This window comes from Phaeodactylibacter sp. (genome assembly GCF_022763345.1).
Lineage (GTDB): Bacteria > Bacteroidota > Bacteroidia > Chitinophagales > Saprospiraceae > Phaeodactylibacter.
Window position 1 is genome coordinate 1 of the sequence record NZ_JALEGS010000056.1, and the last position, 22,153, is coordinate 22,153.

A 22,153-nucleotide genomic window follows, 5' to 3' on the forward strand; every position below is an offset into this window, starting at 1 on the left:
AGTGGTTGGCAGTATCAGTTTCCACCTGTTGAGATTAAGTGTACCACGGAAGGCACGGAATACACGGACGGTGTTTTTTGTTGAAACCTGTTGAGGGTAAGTGTTCTCAAAGTTTCCGCGCCAATACGGGCGGGTTATTCCTTGGTTAAAAAGTTTTAAGGCTAAGCACTAAAAAGCTTAACTCCTTTGCGGTTAGGGAGACCCGTGTCAGCCGCGCTCTGGTTCCATATCCGTAGTCCTTGGATGGCATCATTTTTGGGATTGGGGCGTGAGTTATACCTAAGGATAAGGATTACTTAGATCAAGGCAGCTGTTTTTTAAATGCGGCAAGTCCTTTTTCCTACCTTAGCTCGTATGGACTACAAAAAATACATACCCGGCTCCCCATCCGTATCCGTTATCGGTATGGGGACCTGGCAGCTTGGGGCGGCAGCCGACTGGAAGCCATTGTCAGAAAAGGACGCAATCCACATGGTAGAGGAAGTGCTGAACGAGGGGGTCACCTTTTTTGATACTGCGCCCAACTACGGGCAGGGGGCAAGCGAGGAGCGGCTGGGCAAAGCACTAAGCCACACCGATAGGAGCAAAGTCATTCTCAATACCAAATTCGGGCATACGGTGGATGGAAATATTGATTTTGACCCGGGAAAGATCCGCCGCTCCATCGAGGGGAGCCTGCGCCGCCTGCAGACCGACTATCTGGATTCGGTCCTCTTTCACAATCCGCCAGCAGAGCTGCTGAACGGCAACCGGGCGCCTGAGCATTATGAACTGCTGGAAAAGCTGAAGGCGGAAGGGAAAATCCGGGCTTACGGTGCTTCCGTTGATACGTATGAGGAGATGAAGGTGTTCCTGGATACGACAAATGGGCAGGTAGTGGAAGCCTTCTTTAATATCCTCCATCAGGATACCGGGCGGGCTTTTGAGCAGGCAGAGGCGCAAGGCGTAGCGGTAATCGCCAAAATACCCCTGGACTCCGGCTGGCTATCGGGGAAGTATGGTTCGCAGAGCACTTTCAGGGGCGTGCGCTCCCGCTGGTCCCAGGCTGATATCGAAAAGCGGGCGGCTTTGGTAGAAGCAGTGGAAGAAATACTTGCACCCGGTTTTAGGCTTCCACAAGCAGCCCTGGCTTTTTGTATGGCGAATGATGCGGTCTCTACAGTCATTCCCGGCAGTGGTTCTTTGGCGCAGCTTCGGAGTAATCTGCGTAGCCTGGATAAGGCGCTGCCCCATGACTTGATCAGGAAACTACAGCTTTTTTACCAAGAGGAAGTGCAGCCCTTGGGGTTGCCCTGGTAGGTTGATGCATCAGATATGATATACCCCGGCATCACACGTGGCCCCTTCCATATGCAAGCCAAAGAATTATTGGTTAACTTAGGAGGCTGTTTGCGCCATTGAGGAACGACGCTAATTGGCTAAAATATATACTAAATCAAACCAGTCCATTATGGCACATCAAATGGTCAAGCCCTATAGTTGGTTACTATATCTACTGGCTGTTTTAGCCTCCTTTTTTGCCGGATTGTCCTATGCCGGCTTTATTGATGCCGGTAAGGATCAGGGGCTTGCGGCCGCTGCCATCGTTTTGGGCTATGGGGTAATCGCCGCAGCAATCGGTTTGATCGTTGTGCTGTTTGTGGCCTGGCAAGCGCAGCGTAGAACGATAGTCCGCTTGAATATCATTCTAGCCTTATGCATCGCCGCCTTTGCCGGGTACTTTTACATGACGTATCTGGAGCGGCAAAAAGCTGAAGCGGAAAGCCAGCATGAGACAGAGCAGATGATCGATTAGGGCCCGTGCAGAGCTTTTAAACTCCTCCTGACGCCGAAGGCGGGAGTGCCATTATCCATGCCCGTCGATACGAATCTATAGGAGCAGATTACAGACCACTAAGCCGCCTCAATCAACACACTCCGCATACTCGTACTGCCATACGCAATGCCATCAATAGGAAAGGAAACCTTGTCCTTTGGGCGCTGCAGCCCCAGCGCGTAGAGCAGGGGATAGAAGTGGTCGGGCGTGGGAATGGACAAAGCTGCTGCCTGCCCCAGCTTCTGGTAGTCGACCAGGCTTTGGTGGTCGCCCTTTTCGATGAGGGTTTTGGACTGCTCATCAAATTCAATGGCCCAGTCGTAGGTGCTGCTTTCCGGGAAACGGAGTACCCCCAGGTTGTGGACGATGTTGCCGCTGGCCAGGATGAGTACACCTTTCTTCGCGTGCAATTTTTTTTGAGCAGAGCTGGAATTTTATTAATTTGGAGTGAAATTTAATAGCTATGAAACTCCAGTACCAAGCGCTTTTTCTCCTCCTATTCTGCTGTGCGGGACATTCCTCCGCTCAAACGCTGTCAGACTACTTGTCCGCACCCGGGCTTCAAATTAATAGCCAGGTTATCAATAACTTCAAGAATGATACGATTTCCACCAGCTATAGCTTTTTGAAGAAGGGCAATATATGTGGGGAAGAAGGAGTGCTGACTTTTGTCCAGAACACCTCGGGTGAATTTCTTCACCTTCAGGTTGAAGGAAAGCGGCTGTACCGGGTCGAAGGCAATAATTGCTACCGGCGTTTAATATTTGATTACGGTCTACAGCCTGGTGATCGGCTGACCGAAGGCCTTTATGTCAATGCAGTCGTCCTCTCCAGGTACCCTGTGACCTTACTCAATGGTGAAGAACGGATGCGCTACGACCTGAGTTGGAAGGGGGATACGGTTTCTCGTGTAGAAGGCATAGGAGACCTTCAATTCGGTTTATTGCCTTTTTTGCTGAATTGGGATATTAATGCAGACTATATTTGCGCGAAAACGGATAAGGGCATGCTCTGGTTAAGTGATGGTCAGGAGGAGCGGTGTGAAGTGCTCAGTTGTATCCTCCCAATTGTCGATGTTGAAAACACTGTTAGTGGCCGCTACCTCACGATTGAGAATAATAGCCTTTTTGCATCTGATTTTGAATGGCGATTCGGCGATGGGATTACCGGCTCTGGCAGGCACCCCCGTTATCTTTATGAAGAACCAGGATGTTACACCCTTTCGGTAAAAGGGGACAACAGTTGCTTCCAGGGCGATTACGAAGTGCTTACCCAAGTACCCGTCTGCATTGGCCGCTCATGGATAACCGACTTTACCTCCGATACGCTCAGAGGGCTATCCTGTAGCCGTTATAATGAAAGTCTCGAATTTATACATAACCTTTACTCGGCGGTGCCAAGCATTTACCGTACCACAGACGGCGGTATCACATGGACGAAAGCTTTCATTGAAGAGCCGGATGAGGGATTTCGGCAAATTAGAGACCTGAAAATGATAAATGAGACTCACGGGGTCCTGGTTTTTAATAATTACAATAGTAGCACACATCTCTCAGGTATCATGACCACCCAAGATGGTGGTTTGACTTGGGAGGAGGCAGAAACGTGGACCTCTAAATTGTATAAAATAGAAACTGGGACTGATGGTCAGGTATGGATCAATGGGGAGGGCAATACTTTGTATCGGAGTTTGGATTATGGATATACCTGGGAACCTGTTACTATTTTTCAAGATATCAGAATTACCTCTATACAATTTGTGAATGACTCCTTGCTTGTTAGCAGGATGTTTCAGGGTGAAACTGGGACGGGCACGAGGGTCCTGGGCAAGTCTTATGATAATGGCCTGACCTGGGAAACCTTTCCGGTGGACGGGGTTTGGTTGTGGCACTTCTTCGATGCATCTTCTGGCATAGCTCGTCACCAAAAGGGAATGGCCAAAACCGAGGATGGAGGAGAGACTTGGGATGCAGTACCGGTTGATTTTCAGGTGCAACAATTTTCATTTTTTAGCCCTGAAGTGGGTTGGCTACTGGAGCACTCCAATACTATTTATTACACTACAGATGGGATGGAGTCGTTCCATATCAGCCACTGCAGCAATGAGATTGTACGTCAACTGGAGGCGACTTCAGCCTCCGAGGCTTTTATTATTTCCGATAATTACACGGAGTCTCTCTTTAAGAAAAAAACCTTCAGCCTGGACTTTGAAGCCCCCGACTGCAATGCCGACCAAGACGGAGACAGCTACCCAGCAGGCATAGACTGCGACGACAGCAACCCCCAGGTCAACCCCGGCGCTCAGGAAATTCCCAACAATGGTATCGATGAAGACTGCGATGGCTCTGATACCAAACTGACAGCTTGTGCAGACCCCGCCGTTGCCATTACGGTTTATCCCAATCCGGTAGAAGATCAGCTCAGGGTGGACCTGAGGCATCAGCCGGCTTCAATTGCGCTGTATGATATGCTGGGGCGGGAACTTCAAGCTGGTAATTATGATGGGAAAGGTATTGTGGAATTAGACTGTACCCGGCTGCAGTCCGGCGTCTACCTGCTGATGGTCTCTGGTGAAGGCCGGGGAGATTGTGTTGCGAGGGTGGTCAAACGCTAATGGGGTATTACCTTATTAAAGCTTCTAAATTAGTCATCCAATGCCTAAAACGACAACAGAGGCCGCCGCCCTGCAATTAGCATGGCTGCAACACGGCTACGCCATATTTGCCCACCACGGTCCGGAAGCCCTAAAGGTCGAAGGTCTGGCCCGGGCAGTGGGCAAAAGTAAGTCCTCTTTTTACCATCATTTTGCTGATCCGGAGGGTTTTCAGGAGTCTCTTCTGCACCACCACCTTGAACAGGCTCGCCTAATTGCCAAAAAAGAAGCGGCCTGTCAGTCCCTGGACGATCTGGTCGAGGTGTTGCTGGAACACAAAACGGACCTGCTGTTCAACCGGCAGTTGCGGGTTCACCGCAGCCATCCGGCGTTTGAGCGTTGCTTTGATGCCACCACCGAACTAACCGTACCAGCGATACTGCCAGTTTGGAAGAAGATCATTGGGCTGGAAGACCAATCCTATCTGGCGGGGCTTGTCCTGCAACTCAGCCTGGAAAACTTCTACATTCAGCTCACCCCGGACACCCTCAACCGGGCCTGGCTACTGGATTATTTTGCCGGGCTTCAACATCTTGTTCGCTCTTTTCAGGCTCAGAAAACCAAGGTTTAGACGGTACCGTCTAAACGGGCTCCGGCGGACCCGCTAACTTGCCGTGGAATCAAAATACGATGTCCATGTCAGTTACTCCAACACCCCGTTACCGCTCTCATGCTTTCCAAAAGCGATACCTGAAGTTCACCGCCCTCGTGGTGGGGGCTTTCGGGCCCGTTTTCTTCCTGGGCAGTATGCTTCCTACCGCAGAACCTGCCCGGTGGACGCTCGACCTCCTCAGTTGGCCGCTCGATGGGGCGCAAAGCTATGCAGCTGAGACTACCCGTTTCCTTTCTGCCCTGACCGGCGGGTTTCTTCTGGGTTGGGGCGTGACGATATGGGGGATGTCCGGCCGGCTGTTTGATGCCGCTCCGGAGCTAGTGCGGCGGGTGGTGTTATCCGGAATTTTATCTTGGTTTGTGCTGGACAGTACGGGCTCGGCGGCTTCCGGGAATACTCCGAATGTAGTCTTCAATACCCTGATTTTGTTGCTGGCAGTGGGGCCGTTATGGTGGCGGGCGGAGTACTAAAATGACCTACTCCAAATTCTGGAACCGCCACTGCCGTCCCGAGCCATCCGTAAAGGAGACGATGCCATACTGACGGTTGAACCAGACTTCACCGGGCCCACCAGCAACCTGATGCATCCATACATCCTGGAAAATGCGGTTGAAGATCGTAACTTCATCAACCGGTGGGGTAAGCTCATCACCGGGCCAGCTGCGCTGATTGAATACGGTTTCAAATGTTTTCCGGAAGGCGTCTGCACCAGGCTCTTTGGTCCAGACTTCCACCCAGTCGCCCACATCCCGGCTGCCTGGATTGGCAAGGTTGGGCCTCGCCCGCAGGCGCACAATAAACTCCAGGTTTAGGGCTGCACTGCGCAGGGTGTCGTCGAGATACTGGGACACATAGGTCGTGCGTACGCCCGTGCTGTCATCGTAGACATTATCGACAAAAACGTTAAGAGAATCTATGCCAGGGGTTTCCGCATGAATAATGTCAAAGCCCGCCGAAGCACTATTTTCATCCACAAAAAAGACGGATTCCCGGTCGTGGTAGGCGAGTTGAGTCCGCGTCTCCTCCAATAGGTTAAATGGGCCGAGGTCAAACTCGGTGGGATAGCTGGTGTCCACTTCTCTGAGAAAGCGGTTGCCACAGCCAAGGGCCGTTAAAATGCATATTCCAAACAGCAGATAGCCTACCTTTTTCATGAAATCTTTTTTCGATTTTCACAACATACCCAAATCGGGCACCGTCTGCAAAAATAGAAAAACTCAGACAGTTTGCTGTCATAGGATTGTGAGGATGCGCTCAGGTAACCCAATTACGGCCTCGGATAATCCAACCGGTCAATCAAGGCAGGCTTGTAATAGCTGTCCAGCCCGGCCACGCTAAGAACGCCAGCTTTCTCCAGCATAATATGGCCGTCCTCCGTAATCAGCGCTTCGTCAATGATCACTTCGACCACTTTTCCGATCACGAAGATGGACCCGTTAGCTTTAATGTGGTGTTCCTCTGCCAACTCCAGCCCCAGTTTGATCGGGCTTTCAGCGACATAGGGGGCAGGATGTGTTTCTGTATATTCTGTTTTCAGCCCTACCGCTTCAAATTCAGAGTGGTCCGGTTCGTACTTGGCAGAAGCCTGATGGGCCTGATGCATCAGCTCCTCCGTCACCTGATTGAGGGTGAAGTAGCCCTGTGCCTTGATGTTGTGATAGGTCTGCCGGGGCACCGTCAGTGGGCGCATGATGAAGCCCAGGTGAGGGGGCGTGGCGCCTACATGGGTGATGCTGTTGAATAGCCCCAGATTGGGCACTTTTTTGTAGCTCAGCGTACCCAGCAAATGGCAGCTGCGGTAACCGGAAATGGTATTCATGAAATCGCGCCGGTAAAAGCGCTCCATAGCGAGGATATCCTCCAGAGAAAATTGCTTTTGCATAAGTTATTCGCGTAGAGTTGGTGTGCAATGGCTCAAACAGTATCCGGGGCAATAGGTTCGGCTCTTCTTTGGGAGAACAAATGGCAGGCGTTATTTCCCTACTTTTCGCTGGTAAGCGAAGAGGTCCAGAAATGCGCGGGCGGTTTTGGCATGAGACAACACAGGGACCCCATTGCGCCGGTTGCGCCGGGCGATTTGATAAATGATAGACCAGTGCCGGGCCAGATCGCGCAAAGCCGACCAGTAGGTGCCCCGTTGAGGGTCATAGATATGGGTGGGCTCTGAGCAAACCCCGTTGACCTCAATGATCTTGAGGCCTTCACCCGTAAAAAGGCTGTCCAGGTTGCGGCACTTCAGGTCGAACCGGCCATAGTAAAAGCCCTCAATTTGGGCACTGATGCGGTCAAAAACAGCCACCATGTCTTCGTTAATGAGGTCATTGCTATTGATAAATCGGGTACCCTTGGCGTGGTTGCCCACAATACCCAGGCGGACGTGCTCGCCAGGAGCGGGGACCTTCGCCATCTTATGAGGGTAAAGCGCCTGAATACGGTCCAGCTGAAGCAGGGCCCGTGGGCTTTGCTGTACCAGCTCCAGCACTGTAGATTGCCCATCGCCCCGTACGTGCAAAAACTCCTTGGTGGTCACAGATGTGATGGCGCCCCTTTTCGTCCCTGGCATTCGGTGGTACAACACCCCAACCTCTTCCGGCCAGTCGATATACTCCTGAGCGATAAACGGAATAGCCCGATAGCTAAGGTGCTGCATCAGAGCGCTGATGTCCTTTACTTTTTGGACCAGCAGCCCCCGAAAACCGAGGTCGGGTTTGACAATCAACGGGAAAGTCAGCCCTGCCTCCCGCAGCCGTTCTTCAACCAGAGACTGTGGAATGCCGGCGGGCAGAAAGACAGACTTTGGTCGGTAACCTTCAGGCAGGAGCTTCAGGGTATCGAATTTGGACTCCATGCCCATACCTGCGGTATAAATGCCCGGGTTAACTGCTGACCAGTAGCACATGTGCCGCGCTTTGATCATAAGCCAGATCAGGTAAGGGGCAATAGGGTAGTAAAAGGCTTTAGAAGGCCAGTACTCCCAGTTGCGCACCTTAATTTTTGCGGTGGTGGACGGCCAAAGCTTCATGGTTAACGGGCAGTTGCGCCTTTTTGGTTTGTTGCCGCAGCAGATCATGGTAAGTGAGGTCCAGAACTTGGGATTTAGCTGCAATACTGGTAATACTGACCGTCCGGACGATGTTATTCCGGTTCATCACCACATCGTTTTCCGGGTCGCCTTCCCCGGCTGTGCGGTGCCAGTGGAGGATCGCGCTTTGCTCAAAGGTATCCCGCCTGTCCAGCCATTCGCTAAACCATTGTTCCCGCTTTTGCTGCATCTCGGGGGAGTATAGGGTGGGGGAGGACCACAGATGCGGGCGGTTGGCATCTTTTTCCTGCACGTTGAGCTGAGTGCCATCCCAGCGGAGGTCCGTTACCTGCTTTTTGCCAACCACCACCATGGTAAAGGGCTCCATGCCTTCAAAAGTATATTGTTGCACAAAGGCATGGAGGGTATTGAAGCTGAAAAAGTCCAGCGCCATAAGCCCCCGGCTTCGTCGATAGGGAGGGCGGTGCTTGTGCCGCACAAAGGCACCATTGAGTATGCAGGCCACGGTGCCGTTGTCGGCTGCGATGATCCAGGTGCCACCAGCGGCAGTATCGCGGGGGAACAGCAGCTGCGTGCGGCCTATGGTAGTGGTGTCCAGGTTTTCAGGGGACCGGTGTGGGGCCTCATCCCGGTTGGTTGTAAACAGAAAGCCGCCATCGGTTTGGGGCAGATAAGTTACAGTACACATAAATCAGCTTAGGGATAGTAAATCAATACTTCGTCTTTGGCCTTTCGGCTAATATCAGGCACCTTGACCTCAGTGCCGGGGTATCCTACAGGGATGAGTAAGAATGCGCGCTCGTTTTCGGGGCGCTTTAGTATCGAATGGAGGAAGTTCATGGGGCTTGGCGTATGAGTTACCGCTACAAGACCGGCATTGTGAATGGCCGTGAGCAGAAAGCCGGCAGCCAGGCCTACGGATTCATTCACGTAGTAGTTCTTCTTTTTCTCCCCATCCACGAGGTCATAGGGCTTCTTGAAAATCACAATCAGATAGGGCGCAATCTCCAAAAAAGGCTTTTTCCAGTCGGTCCCGAAGGGCTGAAGGTCTTCCAGCCACTCTTCTGACATCCGGCCGTTGTAGTTGTCGTACTCCTCCTTCTCGGCGGCTTCCCGGATTTCCTTTTTCAGCTGTGGGTCTGCTACAATACAAAACGACCAGGGTTGCTTGTGAGCCCCGGAAGGCGCCGTAGAGGCCGTCATGACGATATTCTCAATGATCTCATAGGGGACCGGCTTGTCGGAAAAGTCCCGAATGGTGCGCCGGCGGTCCATAAACTGATAATACTCCCGGCTGCGGTTGAGCATTTCTGCCTTAGGGTACCGTATGCATTTGTAGTTGATAAAATTATGCTCCGTTGCTGACATCTTGGTAGGATTTGTGGTGACCGGTTGCAAGCCTCGCTGCAAAAGTAGACATTATTCGGTAAATCCTTTTTCAGGTTGTGAAGCCTCGGGTGTACCAATAAACATCTGCTCGATTTTGGTGTGGCTGCTGGGGTAGAGCTTCCCGCTCTGCTCCAGCTTATCCAAGAGAGGCAAACAGCAAAGGCGGCCAGGCTATTCAAAAAGTGCAATTCGTTATGCACGCTAAAGCCTTGGGGGGATCAATAAACATTGGCTCGAATTTAGTCACAAAATATTGACCTGAATTCGGTATGAATGCTTGTAAGGAATAAAAACAAGCTTTAATGTTTTGAATTTTTCCATGTCACAAAAATATTTTTATAATACATTCTTTTTTGCGATCCCTAAGTATCTTGCAGGTGCAAGTCGGTTATTTATGATTTGACTTGATTAAACAAATATGTACGACCACTGAATCCTTCCCAAAAACGCATTCCCATCCTGATACCGGTTTGAGTATAACTCAACCCATTCAACAGTCAAAGTGCACAGGTTTATTCCAGAGTTCCCCCCACTCTTGAATATCCCAAAGGGCAGCTATTGACGCTTCAAGCACTATTCACTTCAACACGGTTTTTTTTATCGGTCTTTGCCTGAATGCAAAGATGCCATTGTAATGTCTTTTCGCAACCGCTGAGTTGTATTTGGTACACTTCCCCCCATAGTGCCAAATGTAACAACGCAGCGGAGTCAAGATACAGCCCATGAACATTCATAGTAAGTCGACTGCCCGAAGTGGGTAGTTTTCTGCACGGAGGGACAGTCGACTACCTTTATGACATATTCATTTGGCTGCATTCCTTTTTACCTCGCCGATAGCACTAATGCAGTATTCTTTGCTGTCCGGGGGACCAACTTCAAATTTGGAAGCACCATTTTTTATAGGAGGAGGAGCAAGGCATCTGTACCGATGTATACGGCGGCCCTTTAGGAACGTTTGTTTCTCCGCCTATCGGTAAATACCTGGCCTCGGGGACGCCCTTTATCCCCCTGGCGTGACCTTCAGGTATGCCCGGTCCCTTGCCCCAATTAACCCAAGCAAGCGTGTAACTCCTCCGTTGGTAGGCCCGGCAGGGCCTACCTTTTTTGTCTATGCTTGTCGCCTGTTGATCGATTATCATCGCATCAGAGCTCTGAGCTTTCCACTTTTGTGTTAACACACAATCACCCAAAGCATTTTTTAATCAAAACCCGACTGTAATGATGAAATGGATTAAAACGGGTGCCCTGGCATCCCTGTTTGCACTGATCACTTTTGCCGCCCAGGCCAATACGACAGACAACAGCCCGATGCGGCTGCTTTCCAAAGTGATGCCTGATCAGACCCTGCGCATTCAGCTGGTCAACCTTCAGCAACAAACCGCTACGGTGGAGCTGACCGATATGAACGGTAAGACCTTGCACCGCGACCTGATCAAAAACCACAATGGTTACGCCCGGATCTACAACCTCAAAGAAGTAGAAGATGGCCGCTATTTGTTAACCGCAAAACAAGGCGATGATGAAGTGATTGTGGTGGTCCGTATCAAAGACGGAACCATTATGACTTCAGACAAGACCCGGAAATAGCCCTGGAATTTAAGCTATGAGGCATTAGCTGACCATCAAGTCTGATCAACTACTGCCCACTGAAAACGAATGATAAAGCCTCGCCAATGGAGCGGGGCTTTATTGTTTACATGCGCTCGATGATGGTAGCATAGCCTTGCCCCACCCCAATGCACATGGTCACCAAAGCATAGCGCTGCTGCGTTTGCTGAAGCTGAAGGGCTGCGGTCTGCAGCAGGCGGGTACCGGTCATGCCCAATGGGTGGCCGATGGCGATGGCGCCGCCGTTCGGGTTGATGCGCGGGTCATCGTCAGCAATGCCCCACTGCCGGGTACAGGCCAGGGCCTGGGCCGCAAAGGCTTCGTTGAGTTCAATGATATCCATATCGTCCATCGTAAGGCCGGCTTTGGACAATGCCTGATTGGAAGCCTGAACCGGGCCTATGCCCATAATGCGGGGTTCTACGCCTACCACGGCAGAGCCGACAATTCGTGCCAGGGGTGTTAAGCTGTGCTGCCTGACCCCATCTTCTGAAGCGACGAGCATGGCTGCTGCGCCATCGTTGAGCCCACTCGCATTACCAGCTGTAACGGTGCCGCCCTGGTCTGCAGGCTTAAAGGCGGTGCGAAGCTTCGACAGCACTTCCAGGGTAGTGCCGGGGCGAATGAATTCGTCTTTTTCAAATAAAATGGGTTCTGCCTTGCGCCTTGGGATGGGCACGGGAACGATCTCCTGACCTAATCTTCCTGAAGCCTGTGCTGCCGCTGCTTTTTCCTGCGACCAGGCTGCGAATTGGTCCTGGTCCTCCCGGCTGATCCCGTACTTTTCTACCAGGTTCTCCGCTGTCTGCCCCATGCCGTCCGTACCATAGGCCGCTTCCATTTTGGGGTTGACAAAGCGCCAGCCAAAGCTGGAGTCGTGCATCTGCGCGTCTCTGCCGTAGGGCTTGGAGACTTTGGAAATCACCCAGGGGCCGCGGGTCATATGCTCCACACCACCGGCAATGAACAGGTCGCCATCGCCCGTTTTTATAGCCCGGTTGGCATGGATGACGGCAGACATGCCGGAAGCGCACAGACGGTTGACGGTTTCGCCGGGTACAGCGTAGGGGAGACCTGCCAAAAGCAAAGCCATGCGTGCCACGTTGCGGTTGTCTTCTCCGGCCTGATTGGCACAGCCCATAATGACATCAGCGTAAGCCTCTCCGGGAATATCGGGGTGGCGGTCCGTAAGGGCTTTCAGTACGTGCGCTGCCAGGTCATCGGTGCGGATAGGGGACAGGGTGCCCGTGAACTTGCCGATTGGCGTGCGTACGGCATCAATAATGTAAGTTTCTTTCATGGTTAGGGTATTCAGTAATTGGTCACAAAGATCACAGAAGTGTGGAAAAAATCCAGTTATATTCGCCCAATTCTGGCAACGCTGGAGCGAATAATTTGTTTCAACTAAAAAATAAAGAGCAATGCGTAATCTTATTTTGTTGCTGGCCCTTGCCGGCACGGTTTTTGGGATCGGCTGCGGCAGTAGCAATCAGGATGCAGGATCAGCATCTCCCGTTGAGCAGCAAGAAGAAGCATGGGCTAAAATGATGGAAGTCCATGATGCCGTGATGCCCAAAATGGCGGAGATGAACCGCGTGAGCCGGGAACTCAAAGCTCTGGCTGAAGGGCTGGAAGACAAAACCCAGCTCGAGCTGATCAATAACGCCGTGGAAAACCTGGAGGCGGCCAGTGAAGGCATGATGGTGTGGATGGGCGAGCTACAGCAGCCTAAAAAGCTCCGCGAAGAAAAATCACACGAGGAAATCATGGATTACCTCAACGCGGAGACGGAGGAAATCACGCAGGTACAGGAGGATATGCTGAGCAGCCTGGAACAGGGGCAAACCCTGCTGAAAGAACTGCAGGCTGAAACGGCAGCGGAATAATGCCGTGTTTTGTCAGGCAAGAAGTTTCAGCTGGCTGGTAGATTGCTTTTCTCCCATGGCTGTTCCGTTGAAATTCAGGAGCTTTGTCCTAGGTGAAATCCACCAATCCTAAACGCTGCAGTCCTTACCTGACAGAGCATCATTTCTCAATTACAAAAAAGACAAACCATGCGCTTTTGCCTATTCGCACTTCTCGGGTTAATCGTTTTTTCCTGTCAGCAGGAGTCTAAAGTTCAGTCGCTGCCGTACCTGGGGCAACACGAAATCAACGGACAGGATACCGTGTACCATACGATTCCGGATTTCGCTTTCATTGATCAGGACAGCAACCTTGTGACGAATGCGACTTTTGAGGGTAAAATTTATCTTGCCGACTTCTTTTTCATTTCCTGCCCGACCATTTGCCCAAAGGTCAAAAAGCAGATGCTGCGCATTTTCGATAAGTACCAGGGCAATGACGAGCTGATGCTGCTTTCCCATACCATTGACCCCAAGCGGGACACCGTAGGCCGCCTGAAAAGCTACGCCCAAAATTTGGGCGTGGATAACGGGCAGTGGCGATTCGTTACCGGAGAGATGGATGAAATTTACGGGATTGCAGACGATTACATGAGCATTGCCAAAGAGGACCCTAACGCGCCCGGCGGCTTTGACCACAGTGGCTGGATTCTCCTGATTGACAAGACAGGCCACATCCGGTCCTTTGCCGATGGAACAGACCCTGAAAAAGTGGACCGTCTGCTGACAGATATCGAGTGGCTACTGGCCAACGAGTAGATTTGCCTTCTTCAAAAAATCATGGTGTATTTCTTACAATAACTGACCGTCTTGTTTGACTTTGAGCGGAGAGGGTGTACCTTTGAAACCCTATGGAGGACTGGAAAAAAATAAGTGAGGAATTCACCTTTCGGGGCTGGCGCAATATGATCCGGCGGACGTTTGAGATGCCGGATGGCCGCCATGCGGACTTTGACGTGATTGGGAACAATACCTATGTCACCATCGCTGCCTTTACGCAGGACAAAGAGGCCATTTTGGTGCGGCAGTTCCGCCCGGGCCCGGAGACGACGCTCACCAGCTTCCCTCAGGGCTATGTAGATCCTACGGAGTCACCAGAAGAAGCTGCCCGCCGGGAGCTCCTGGAAGAAACCGGGTACGAAGCCGATGAAATCCGTCTGTTGAAGGAAATCCGCTCTGCCTACTCTACCGAGCGCCACCTCTGCATGATTGCTACGGGCTGCCATAAAGTCGGGCAGCAGCAATTAGATGAAGATGAATTTATCGAGGTGTTCCGGCTTCCGCTTTCTTCCTTCCGCAAACTCCTCAATAATCCGGCAGATACCACGTTCGCTAATGTAGACGCGGGCTACCTTTCACTAGACTTTCTGGACTGGTTGAATGTTTGATCGGGGGTATCGTTTATCCTAAAACGCTCGCGCAGGGGCTTGGGCTGACGCCTGAAAGGCCAGATACCACCATCCGGCTCAGGGGCGGTGGGCAGTTCAAGTATTTTTTGGGCGGGCCATGTTTTTGGTAAACCGAGAGTAAGCGCTTTTTTATTGGCCAAAAGCGCTTCAAAGGGCCCAAAAATTTGCTGGAAAGCGTTGTAGTCTAGAGCATCGGGTGCTTCCGTATCCAGTTTGGAGCGTATTTGCTGAATGGCTTTGTAGTCCAACTGTTTGATGAAGGCTGTATCCGCATCACCGTACTTACCAAAAATAGCCGAGCGCGTTTCCAGAAAGAAAATATGGGCGGCTTTTTCCTGGCGATCCGCAAAGAAAATCTGAGCCCCCCTATGGTAAAGCATTAAGAATTGGGTATTGAACTCATTAACTTCAATTTCCCGATGGCTTAGTGCCTTCAAGCCCGCTTCCAGCAGTTGGTCTTCCGGCAGCGTGTCCTCTTTGGCCGAACGCTGCCAAGCCTCTAAACCTGTATATGCGGCGTCCAGTGCCTGCACATAGCTGTCGGGTGAAGCCTCCATGAGGTAAGCCTGGGCGCGGAGGCTTTCCATTTTTGCGATAAGGTAGTCCTGTTTTTGTCCGGGTTTGTGAATCCCGGTATCCTGTCCGCGGCTCACCTGCTGAGGGTTAATCAGTGGGGAAACGCGGTCAATTTGAGCCAAAACGCCGTAGGGTTTTTCATTTTTCAATTCCCACTGCGCCAGTGCCAGCCCGGCTTCAATTTGTACGGCTGTTGTGCCCTGTTCCTGTGCCTTTGTCAGAGCGGCCTTGGCTTCTTCAGAGGGCTGTCCGATGGCTAAAAGGGTTTGTCCCAGCAACAGGTGGGCTTCGGGGCTTTCCCCAATCTTCAGGGAAGCCTGGCAAGCCTGTGCAGCGGCGGCCCAATCTTGTTTGATGGCCAGCAGATGAGCTTGCTGCAAATAGATATCGGCAAGGAGGGGCGCTTCTTCGCTCTCTACGATTTCTACGATCTCGGCAGCAGACCGGGCGGCCTTCAGTGCCAGGTCGTATTGTTGGCGCTGCTCCTGAATTTCAGACTCCAAAAGCGCAATCTCTGCGGGTATGAGCGGGTCGTCGAAGAATGGGTAAAGGCGTGCTTTGTCCAGGTGTTCTAATGCGGTATCGTATTGCCCCTCGGCTAAATGGATGCAGGCAGAAAGCTGTTCGTTCAATCCCAGGGCATCCGGGGCAATAGCCATGCGCAAATCCGCAGATTGCTGATTACACTGCCTGGCGGATTCCAGTTGCCCGAGGTGGAAGTGGTTGCCGGCCATTTTGAAATAGGCTTCTCCCAGGTCATATTTCCTTTGAGGATATGCTTTGGTGAATGCAGACAGCGTGGCATTGGCCTCCTCGTACTGAAGCGCTTTGGCCAGGCTGTCGGCCTTGTGGAGCAGTTCCTGCGGTTGTGCCAGCGCTACGTTTATGCCAAAACACAGCATCAGGATGAGTCCGGAAAACAGAGGCAAAGGGTTCAAATCTGAAGTTGGTCGTTTGATTTGCATACGGCTCTCCAACCCTTAGAGCGGGCGGAATATTGTTTAGAACGTGAATTAATTATTGCTTGATGACCCGCCGTACCATGCGGCCCATTTCCAGTTCGACAACAACAAAATAGGTGCCACCAGGCAAATCTTCCATTTGCACTTCGACGGGGACACCACCAGAGACCCGCCGCTCAAACTGCCGCAATGGCCGGCCGAGCAGGTCTACGAGTTGAATATAGGCATCCTGGCTGTAGGGAAGCTTAAAGAGCAGAAACAGGTTTTCCCCAACCGGATTAGGAAATGCGGTAAGGTTGAAATCTGCGGTGTCTTCCGTGGTATTGGCAGGCGGCGTGCTGTCGGTAACGTCGACCCAAAGGGTGGCAGATTCGCTGCAGCCGGCAGCCGTTTCCACGACCACGCTTACCGGGTAGCGGCCAACTTTGGTGTAGGTATGGCTTGGTGCAGGGAGTTCACTGATGAATCCGTTGCCGAAATTCCAGCGCCAGCTGATAATGTCCAGACCATTCGCTACGGTCTCAAAGCCTACCACGCCTGTTTCTGTGGCGAGATCTACCGCTGCATCAGAGACCAGTATGTCCACGTCTCCGGCAGAGGTGCTGTTGCTGACCGGTACAGAGACACTGCTGCGTTCGCAAAAGTAACCATAGCTGATGGACCAGTCATAGAAGTAATAATAAAGCCCGGTGCTGTCGGTGGCGCCGGTAATTTGTACCACCTGCTCTTCGGCTACAGGGAAAGCTGTTTCTCCGCTTGTATACTGAAGTGGGGCGCCAGCCACGAGTAGTAATTTATAGCCTTCTCCCTTAGGGACATCAAAGTTAAGCTCAATGGTATGAATGCCAGGCTCATCAATTTGAATGATCTTTGTCTTGTAGGTGTCATTGGGGCCGGTCAGGCGCAGCATTCTGCCACCGGGCTGAGAAGTCCTAACAGTAACGGTATGCAGGGTGAAGGGGTGGAAGGCATCAAAAACAAGCCCCTCCTGCGCGTTGCTTTCCTGGGGAGCACTGTCGGAAACATCCGGCGTCTGCAGCTGCGCTCTGATTTTTGCCTCCAGGTAAATTTCCTGGCTGCTCTGTACCTCATTTAGTTGGAATACGGGGCCTTCTCCGAGTAATTGTCCGCCTTCAGGGGCATCAAACCAGGTGAAGTCCGCGTCGGCATCAAAGTCTACCCGCAGTAGTGCACTGCCTCCCTGACACACGGCCGCTGCACCTTCAAGTTGTACGGGTATAGGGGCGTTGTCCAGGATTGTGACTTCCTTTTTCTGCCGGTTATCGAGGTAGCGCAGGTCATTTTGCTGATTGGCAAGTGTGAGTTCCACGTCGAAGGTGTAAGTTCCGGCTGAGGCTTCCATGGCAGGCAGGCTGATCCAGGTCCGTTCTCCGGGGAGAAGCTGCCCTGCCCAGTTGTGGAAGAGGCTTTGCCCACCAAGACTACAGGCTATCTCTAGGCTGGCAAGGGTATCAGAACCGTTGTTTTCCACGAGTATCCGGGTGGAAAGCGTATTGCTGCAGTAGTAAGGGGCCTGCTCTACGGTTAGCAGTGCCACATCATTGGCAGATTGTACCGGGGGCGAAGGCGTATGGCCCCGTTGAATGAGGTATTCATAAGCCGCAGGCAGATTGATTACCCCCATTCCATAATTATTGTCTTCTCCGGGGAGCCCTAGATCAATACAGGTGTAGTAAAGGACAAGCATCAGGGCTTCCCCTGTCAGGTTGGGAAAGGCTTCTTTGAGCAGGAGCAGCGCACCACTCACATGTGGGGCAGCCATCGAGGTGCCGCCAAGGGTACCGTATTCACCACCGGCCAGGGCAGAACGCACGGCAACGCCCGGCGCAGCCACTTCAGGCTTGATCAGCAGGCTGCCTTCCCCTCCGCAAACGGTGGGGCCCCGGCTGGAGAATTCTGCAACGGGCAGGTTAGGGGAGTTGCCATTGATGGCACCTACCGAAAACATACGTACCGTATCCCAGTTCTCCATAGGTGGGTCTCCGATGGTCAGTGGGTCAGGCCCTTCATTACTGGCAGAAAATACAACAGCAATCCCGGCAGCATAAACCGCATCTGCTATTTGTCTTTGTATGGGGTCTCCACAGTCGCTCTGAACCGGGTAGTCCCGGCTCCAGGAGTTGTTGATCACATCAGGTCGGTCACTGGTAGTAGCCGGGTTGCCATCAGGGTCCATCGCCCATTCGAAAATCTCAATGGCATCCAGAGCTGTACCGGCGGAAGAGGTACAGTCTGAAGTGGAACTGCCTTGCCATAACGCTCCGAAAGCAACGCCGATCGTGTCTCTGGCCACACGGTCAATACCGGTGATCGTGCCGCCAACGTGGGTACCGTGGTCGCCGCAGTAGTAGGGACGGTCTCCATTAGCCCAGGCCTGAGCCATAGGCATTTGCTGATAAGCGAAGTTGTGGCCGATTGCAGGGTGGCCGATGTCATGGCCGGTGTCCACCACGAGTACTTTGCGGCCGTAGCCAGTGTAGCCCAGGTTCCACATATAAGGAGCACCGATCACTTCCAGCCCCGGCTCAACACCATTGGGAGAGGGGGGCGCCGGCGCACTGTCACAGGCATCAGGGAAAGTCATTTTCCAGTTGATGTCCATCCATTCTACAGCGGGAAGCTGACTGATTGCAGCTGCACCTTCCAGGTTAACCTCACAGGCGATGAGATTCGCGATCCAAAACTGCCGGGCTTCCTGTAAGCGCACACCCGGTAGGCCGGAAAGGGTCTCTAAAAAAGAAGGCTGTAGGGTATTGGCACGTTCTTTAAGTGCGCTGATAATAATTTGACCGCGGTCTTTAACCGGAGTGGCTTTGGCTTTAAACCGGGCTTCTATAGCGGGCAAATCTACCTGATCACCAAGCAGGATTTGTACCGTCTTGTAGTCCTCCGGGGCACTTTCCAATGCTTCCTGAAGTGCAGGGGCAACCCTTTCGAGGTTGAGGTTCTGAGCAGTTAAACTGACGTGGAACAGCCCAAGGCTGCTGAGCAGTAGTAACAATTGGCGCATTGGATCAGTGTTTATGAGTTGGGAGCGTACTGAGGTAACCCAGACTCCGTTTCCGCTCCCAATTTACTAAAATCATTTGGCTTTGACAATCCGGTGCACAGACCGTTTGCCGGCCATCTCCACAATGATCAGATACGTACCAGCCGGATGTGATCTCAGCGGCAGGGTGACGGTTTCAGATGGTGCGATATCCTGCGTGATTTGCTGCAAGGGCCGCCCCAGTACATCAGTAAGGGTGATCTGCACGTCCCGGAATCCGCCTCCTTTCAGTTGGAGGTAGACCTGCTCCTTCGCCGGGTTGGGAAAAAGGAGTAGCTCTGGGGCTTCTTCAGGGACTGAAGTAGATACGGGAGGCGTACTGTCAATCACGACAATCCTACGGGTCGCTGCATTGGTACACCCTTCGGTGGTCGTGGCTGTCAGCCCCACGGTGTAGATGCCCGTTGTATCGTAAGTATGGGTAACGGATGCACCGTTTGCCGTTGTTCCATCCCCAAAATACCAGTTCCAGTTAGTGTACCCGTCCGTCAATACCGAGAAGTTTACAGCTCCGGAAACCGCAAGGTCCACTGTATCCAAACTGTTGCTGATAGCCGGCGCACTGCCTGTACTGTCAGTACTCACCGGAATCTCCAACGCACTGCGGCCACAGCGTTCTTTGTAGCTGATTTCCCAATCATAGAAGTAGAAGTAGGTCGAGCCGCCCATAGTGGAGGAAGTGATGGTGACCACGCCTGGTACGGTCATCGGGTAACCCTGGAAGCCACCGCTGTTGAGCATCAGGGGTTTGCCTGCATTGAGGCGTAGAATGTACCCTTCTCCTGGCGCAATGCTGAGGTTAAGGTCGATTCGCTGTTCCCCAGCTTCCGTCACGTTGACAATCCTGGTAGTGACAGAGCCATCCGGTTTGACCAGCTGCAACAAACGGCCTCCGGTTTCCTCCGCATAGACTTTTACGGACCTTAGCGTGAAGGGGTAAAAAGCGTTGAACCGGAGCCCCCGGGACTGATCAGAGAACTGAGTATTCGTTCCGGAGTTATCGGGCCGGCCTACGTTTCGGATGGGGGAGGTCTCCGCATAGATCGTGCCCGATGCCGTGAGGTCTTCAAGCAGGAAAGGCGATCCGCTGCCCAAGGTAGCATTACTAGTTGGGGAAGAATGCCAGGTGATGTCGACGTTGCCATCAGCCAGGACCTGAAGCAGTGCATTGCCGTTTGTACAAACGGAGTCACCAACTAACATGGCCGGAGATACATCTTCTTCGAGGACGGTTACTGTGGTTTTCATGAAGTTGTCTTCGGGTCGTTCGTCCACCTGTCCGTTAGCAGAGACAATACCCATGACTGTTTCGTAAGTGCCTTCCGGCATATTTATAGCGGGAAGTTCCAGCGTCTGGATTTCGCCGGGAGGCAGCAGGCCACCCCATTCGTATGTTTGTACCGGGCCGTTTGCCACCTGATATTCCAGAACCAGCTCCTGAAGGGTGTCAGGGCCAGCATAGGAAACGACTGCTTCCAGGCTGATGGTATTTCCGCAATTGTACTCCGGCGTATTGACCCGGAGTATCCGTGCATTATGATCAAAGGAACGTGGGAGCTCCGGCGTATGCCCCTCATCAATGAGGTATTGATAGGCGGCAGGCAAATTGATGATGCCCATTCCATAGTCGTTGTCTTCGCCTTCCGGACCAAGGTCTGTGGCAGAAAAATAAAGGGCAAGCATTAGGTCTTCACCCGTGAGGTAGGGAAAAGCCTCTTTGAGCAGCAGAATGGCCCCGGAAACGTGTGGCGCGGCCATGGAAGTGCCAGAGAGAAAGGAGTACTCACCCCCAACATAAGCTGACCGTACTGAGGAGCCCGGCGCTGATACCTCCGGCTTGATGAGCAATGAGCCGGTACCGCCACAGATGGAGGGCCCACGGCTGGAACCATTAGAGATAGAAAGACTAGGGTTGTTGGCATTGAGGTTGCCCACAGAGAATAGGCGCACCAAGTCCCAGTTGTTGAACTTTGGTGGAGTTATGCTTTCGGGGCTGGGCCCGTCATTACCCGCAGAGAAGACGACCGCTATCCCAGCAGCATAGAGGGCATCATAGGTTTCGAATACGCCATCGGCATCACAAAAGTTCGAGCCGCTGCGCCAGGAGTTGTTAATGACATCCGGGATATCATCAGTGGTGGCCGGGTTGCCGTCCGGGTTCAGGGCCCATTGAAACATGCCGGTAATGCCAGCGGTGCTCGTGTTGTTATCACAGCTGCCGCCCAGAGCGATACCGCTCATCCACTTGGCTTCATAGGCTACCCCGATGGTGTCGTTGGTGAGTCGGTCGAGCCCGAGGATTGTTCCGGCCACATGCGTGCCGTGCCCATTGCAATCTATCACATCTTCGCCCACAAAACTGGAACTTTGGCTTTGCAGGTGGTAAAGGAACTGATTGGTTAGCGCCGGGTGGTCAGGTTCTGTACCGGTATCCACGATGAGCGCCCGGGTGCCATAGCCGGTATAGCCCATAGCCCATAGCGCCGGCGCTCCGATGGCTTCCAGGCCTGGTTCTGCGCCATTTGGAGAAGGTGGTGCAGGGGCGGGGGCGCTTTCTGTTTCGATCCACTCTACCGGTGCATCGTACCCTATTGAAGCTACCGCAGGCAATTCACTGACCGCGTACACCGCTGCACGGGAGCCTTCGAAGAAAACCATATTGCTAATCCAGTAGGGCTGTAAACTACCGGTGGAAATTCCTTTGATACTGCGCAGTTGTTCCAGAAAACCGGGCTGAGTGGAGGCTGCTTTGTCCATAAGGGTTTGGACCACGATTCGGGCGCGCTCGTCAACGGGCAGTTGACGGGCCCGGAAATCAGCTTCGAGCGCCCGGATGTCTACCCGGTCCTTTAGCAGGGCATAGGCTTTGTAGGTTGATTTATTCTGGTTCAGGAGCACATCCTGGAAGTCGATGGTGATTTTTTCCCATTGTTGTGCCGGGAGCAAAGTGGTCAGGCAAAGGAGTGCCACGATACAGGCACGGGTTTTCCATACTAAATCCATTGTAAGATAGTTTACTTGTGTACGAAACAATTAGGGGTGTCGGGAAGACTGCCAAAACTAAGGAATGATCGGAATTCAAAGGTAATGAGAATGTCAGGTAAACTGCA

At 52.4% G+C, this 22,153-nt stretch carries 19 protein-coding genes; 9 read left to right on the forward strand and 10 right to left on the reverse strand.

Annotated features, from left to right (window positions below):
• Positions 1–354 precede the first annotated feature (354 nt).
• The gene (locus tag MRY86_RS15630) at positions 355–1,299 is read left to right on the forward strand and encodes an aldo/keto reductase (RefSeq protein ID WP_293564422.1); all 945 of its coding nucleotides are present in this window, start codon (positions 355–357) and stop codon (positions 1,297–1,299) included.
• Positions 1,300–1,450: 151 nt separating this feature from the next.
• Positions 1,451–1,795: a hypothetical protein gene (locus MRY86_RS15635; protein ID WP_293564420.1), complete on the forward strand. Its 345-nt coding sequence runs from the start codon at positions 1,451–1,453 to the stop codon at positions 1,793–1,795.
• A 98-nt stretch (positions 1,796–1,893) separates the two neighbouring features.
• On the opposite strand, the gene MRY86_RS15640 is transcribed toward MRY86_RS15635, so the two are convergent.
• Positions 1,894–2,226 carry a hypothetical protein gene (locus tag MRY86_RS15640; RefSeq protein ID WP_293564417.1) on the reverse strand — a complete coding sequence of 111 codons (333 nt, stop codon included), beginning with the start codon at positions 2,224–2,226 and terminating at the stop codon, positions 1,894–1,896.
• 53 nt (positions 2,227–2,279) lie between these two features.
• Between MRY86_RS15640 and MRY86_RS15645 the strand changes: the two genes are divergently transcribed.
• The 3 genes from MRY86_RS15645 (at position 2,280) to MRY86_RS15655 (ending at position 5,552) form a co-directional block, all read left to right on the forward strand.
• Entirely contained in the window at positions 2,280–4,430 is a 2,151-nt protein-coding gene (locus tag MRY86_RS15645) for a MopE-related protein (protein ID WP_293564415.1), read from the forward strand.
• A gap of 40 nt (positions 4,431–4,470) precedes the next feature.
• Complete coding sequence (locus MRY86_RS15650) at positions 4,471–5,040, forward strand: TetR/AcrR family transcriptional regulator (protein ID WP_293564413.1); 570 nt, start codon at positions 4,471–4,473, stop codon at positions 5,038–5,040.
• Positions 5,041–5,105: 65 nt separating this feature from the next.
• A complete protein-coding gene (locus MRY86_RS15655) occupies positions 5,106–5,552 on the forward strand; it encodes a hypothetical protein (RefSeq protein WP_293564411.1) in 447 nt (148 codons plus the stop codon).
• Between the two features lie 6 nt (positions 5,553–5,558).
• On the opposite strand, the gene MRY86_RS15660 is transcribed toward MRY86_RS15655, so the two are convergent.
• From MRY86_RS15660 to MRY86_RS15680, 5 genes are all read right to left on the reverse strand, one after another.
• The gene (locus MRY86_RS15660; RefSeq protein WP_293564409.1) at positions 5,559–6,236 is read right to left on the reverse strand and encodes a hypothetical protein; all 678 of its coding nucleotides are present in this window, start codon (positions 6,234–6,236) and stop codon (positions 5,559–5,561) included.
• Positions 6,237–6,349: 113 nt separating this feature from the next.
• Positions 6,350–6,964, reverse strand: coding sequence for a flavin reductase (locus MRY86_RS15665; protein WP_293564407.1), 615 nt, complete (start codon positions 6,962–6,964; stop codon positions 6,350–6,352).
• A gap of 90 nt (positions 6,965–7,054) precedes the next feature.
• Entirely contained in the window at positions 7,055–8,104 is a 1,050-nt protein-coding gene (locus MRY86_RS15670) for a hypothetical protein (protein ID WP_293564405.1), read from the reverse strand.
• Positions 8,070–8,813 (reverse strand): NRDE family protein, encoded by a 744-nt coding sequence (locus MRY86_RS15675; RefSeq protein ID WP_293564403.1) that lies wholly within the window; start codon positions 8,811–8,813, stop codon positions 8,070–8,072. Before MRY86_RS15675 ends, MRY86_RS15670 begins: the two co-directional genes overlap by 35 nt.
• Positions 8,814–8,821: 8 nt before the next feature.
• Entirely contained in the window at positions 8,822–9,493 is a 672-nt protein-coding gene (locus MRY86_RS15680; protein WP_293564401.1) for a nitroreductase family protein, read from the reverse strand.
• A gap of 1,239 nt (positions 9,494–10,732) precedes the next feature.
• Here MRY86_RS15680 and MRY86_RS15685 point away from each other — a divergent pair.
• Entirely contained in the window at positions 10,733–11,101 is a 369-nt protein-coding gene (locus MRY86_RS15685) for a hypothetical protein (RefSeq protein ID WP_293564399.1), read from the forward strand.
• Positions 11,102–11,207: 106 nt separating this feature from the next.
• On the opposite strand, the gene pcaF is transcribed toward MRY86_RS15685, so the two are convergent.
• The gene (gene pcaF, locus MRY86_RS15690; RefSeq protein ID WP_293564397.1) at positions 11,208–12,422 is read right to left on the reverse strand and encodes a 3-oxoadipyl-CoA thiolase; all 1,215 of its coding nucleotides are present in this window, start codon (positions 12,420–12,422) and stop codon (positions 11,208–11,210) included.
• Between the two features lie 121 nt (positions 12,423–12,543).
• Between pcaF and MRY86_RS15695 the strand changes: the two genes are divergently transcribed.
• From MRY86_RS15695 to MRY86_RS15705, 3 genes are all read left to right on the forward strand, one after another.
• Complete coding sequence (locus tag MRY86_RS15695) at positions 12,544–13,008, forward strand: hypothetical protein (RefSeq protein ID WP_293564395.1); 465 nt, start codon at positions 12,544–12,546, stop codon at positions 13,006–13,008.
• A 168-nt stretch (positions 13,009–13,176) separates the two neighbouring features.
• Positions 13,177–13,785 carry an SCO family protein gene (locus MRY86_RS15700; RefSeq protein WP_293564393.1) on the forward strand — a complete coding sequence of 203 codons (609 nt, stop codon included), beginning with the start codon at positions 13,177–13,179 and terminating at the stop codon, positions 13,783–13,785.
• Between the two features lie 92 nt (positions 13,786–13,877).
• Positions 13,878–14,414, forward strand: a complete 537-nt coding sequence (locus MRY86_RS15705; protein WP_293564391.1) for an NUDIX hydrolase — start codon at positions 13,878–13,880, stop codon at positions 14,412–14,414.
• Here MRY86_RS15705 and MRY86_RS15710 read toward each other — a convergent pair.
• From MRY86_RS15710 to MRY86_RS15720, 3 genes are all read right to left on the reverse strand, one after another.
• Entirely contained in the window at positions 14,375–15,976 is a 1,602-nt protein-coding gene (locus tag MRY86_RS15710; RefSeq protein ID WP_293571633.1) for a hypothetical protein, read from the reverse strand. The two genes, MRY86_RS15705 and MRY86_RS15710, sit on opposite strands and share 40 nt — an antisense overlap.
• 52 nt (positions 15,977–16,028) lie before the next feature.
• Positions 16,029–19,004 (reverse strand): S8 family serine peptidase, encoded by a 2,976-nt coding sequence (locus tag MRY86_RS15715; RefSeq protein ID WP_293564387.1) that lies wholly within the window; start codon positions 19,002–19,004, stop codon positions 16,029–16,031.
• A 72-nt stretch (positions 19,005–19,076) separates the two neighbouring features.
• Positions 19,077–22,046: a S8 family serine peptidase gene (locus MRY86_RS15720; protein WP_293564385.1), complete on the reverse strand. Its 2,970-nt coding sequence runs from the start codon at positions 22,044–22,046 to the stop codon at positions 19,077–19,079.
• Positions 22,047–22,153: the final 107 nt, after the last annotated feature.

What these genes read in the sequence shown, in the direction of transcription:
- MRY86_RS15630 (WP_293564422.1), top strand. Translation starts at nt 355, where the DNA reads ATGGACTACAAAAAATACATACCCGGCTCCCCATCCGTATCCGTTATC.
- MRY86_RS15635 (WP_293564420.1), top strand. Translation starts at nt 1,451, where the DNA reads ATGGCACATCAAATGGTCAAGCCCTATAGTTGGTTACTATATCTACTG.
- MRY86_RS15645 (WP_293564415.1), top strand. Translation starts at nt 2,280, where the DNA reads ATGAAACTCCAGTACCAAGCGCTTTTTCTCCTCCTATTCTGCTGTGCG.
- MRY86_RS15650 (WP_293564413.1), top strand. Translation starts at nt 4,471, where the DNA reads ATGCCTAAAACGACAACAGAGGCCGCCGCCCTGCAATTAGCATGGCTG.
- MRY86_RS15655 (WP_293564411.1), top strand. Translation starts at nt 5,106, where the DNA reads ATGTCAGTTACTCCAACACCCCGTTACCGCTCTCATGCTTTCCAAAAG.
- MRY86_RS15660 (WP_293564409.1), bottom strand. Translation starts at nt 6,236, where the DNA reads ATGAAAAAGGTAGGCTATCTGCTGTTTGGAATATGCATTTTAACGGCC.
- MRY86_RS15665 (WP_293564407.1), bottom strand. Translation starts at nt 6,964, where the DNA reads ATGCAAAAGCAATTTTCTCTGGAGGATATCCTCGCTATGGAGCGCTTT.
- MRY86_RS15670 (WP_293564405.1), bottom strand. Translation starts at nt 8,104, where the DNA reads ATGAAGCTTTGGCCGTCCACCACCGCAAAAATTAAGGTGCGCAACTGG.
- MRY86_RS15675 (WP_293564403.1), bottom strand. Translation starts at nt 8,813, where the DNA reads ATGTGTACTGTAACTTATCTGCCCCAAACCGATGGCGGCTTTCTGTTT.
- MRY86_RS15680 (WP_293564401.1), bottom strand. Translation starts at nt 9,493, where the DNA reads ATGTCAGCAACGGAGCATAATTTTATCAACTACAAATGCATACGGTAC.
- MRY86_RS15685 (WP_293564399.1), top strand. Translation starts at nt 10,733, where the DNA reads ATGATGAAATGGATTAAAACGGGTGCCCTGGCATCCCTGTTTGCACTG.
- pcaF (WP_293564397.1), bottom strand. Translation starts at nt 12,422, where the DNA reads ATGAAAGAAACTTACATTATTGATGCCGTACGCACGCCAATCGGCAAG.
- MRY86_RS15695 (WP_293564395.1), top strand. Translation starts at nt 12,544, where the DNA reads ATGCGTAATCTTATTTTGTTGCTGGCCCTTGCCGGCACGGTTTTTGGG.
- MRY86_RS15700 (WP_293564393.1), top strand. Translation starts at nt 13,177, where the DNA reads ATGCGCTTTTGCCTATTCGCACTTCTCGGGTTAATCGTTTTTTCCTGT.
- MRY86_RS15705 (WP_293564391.1), top strand. Translation starts at nt 13,878, where the DNA reads ATGGAGGACTGGAAAAAAATAAGTGAGGAATTCACCTTTCGGGGCTGG.
- MRY86_RS15710 (WP_293571633.1), bottom strand. Translation starts at nt 15,976, where the DNA reads ATGCAAATCAAACGACCAACTTCAGATTTGAACCCTTTGCCTCTGTTT.
- MRY86_RS15715 (WP_293564387.1), bottom strand. Translation starts at nt 19,004, where the DNA reads ATGCGCCAATTGTTACTACTGCTCAGCAGCCTTGGGCTGTTCCACGTC.
- MRY86_RS15720 (WP_293564385.1), bottom strand. Translation starts at nt 22,046, where the DNA reads ATGGATTTAGTATGGAAAACCCGTGCCTGTATCGTGGCACTCCTTTGC.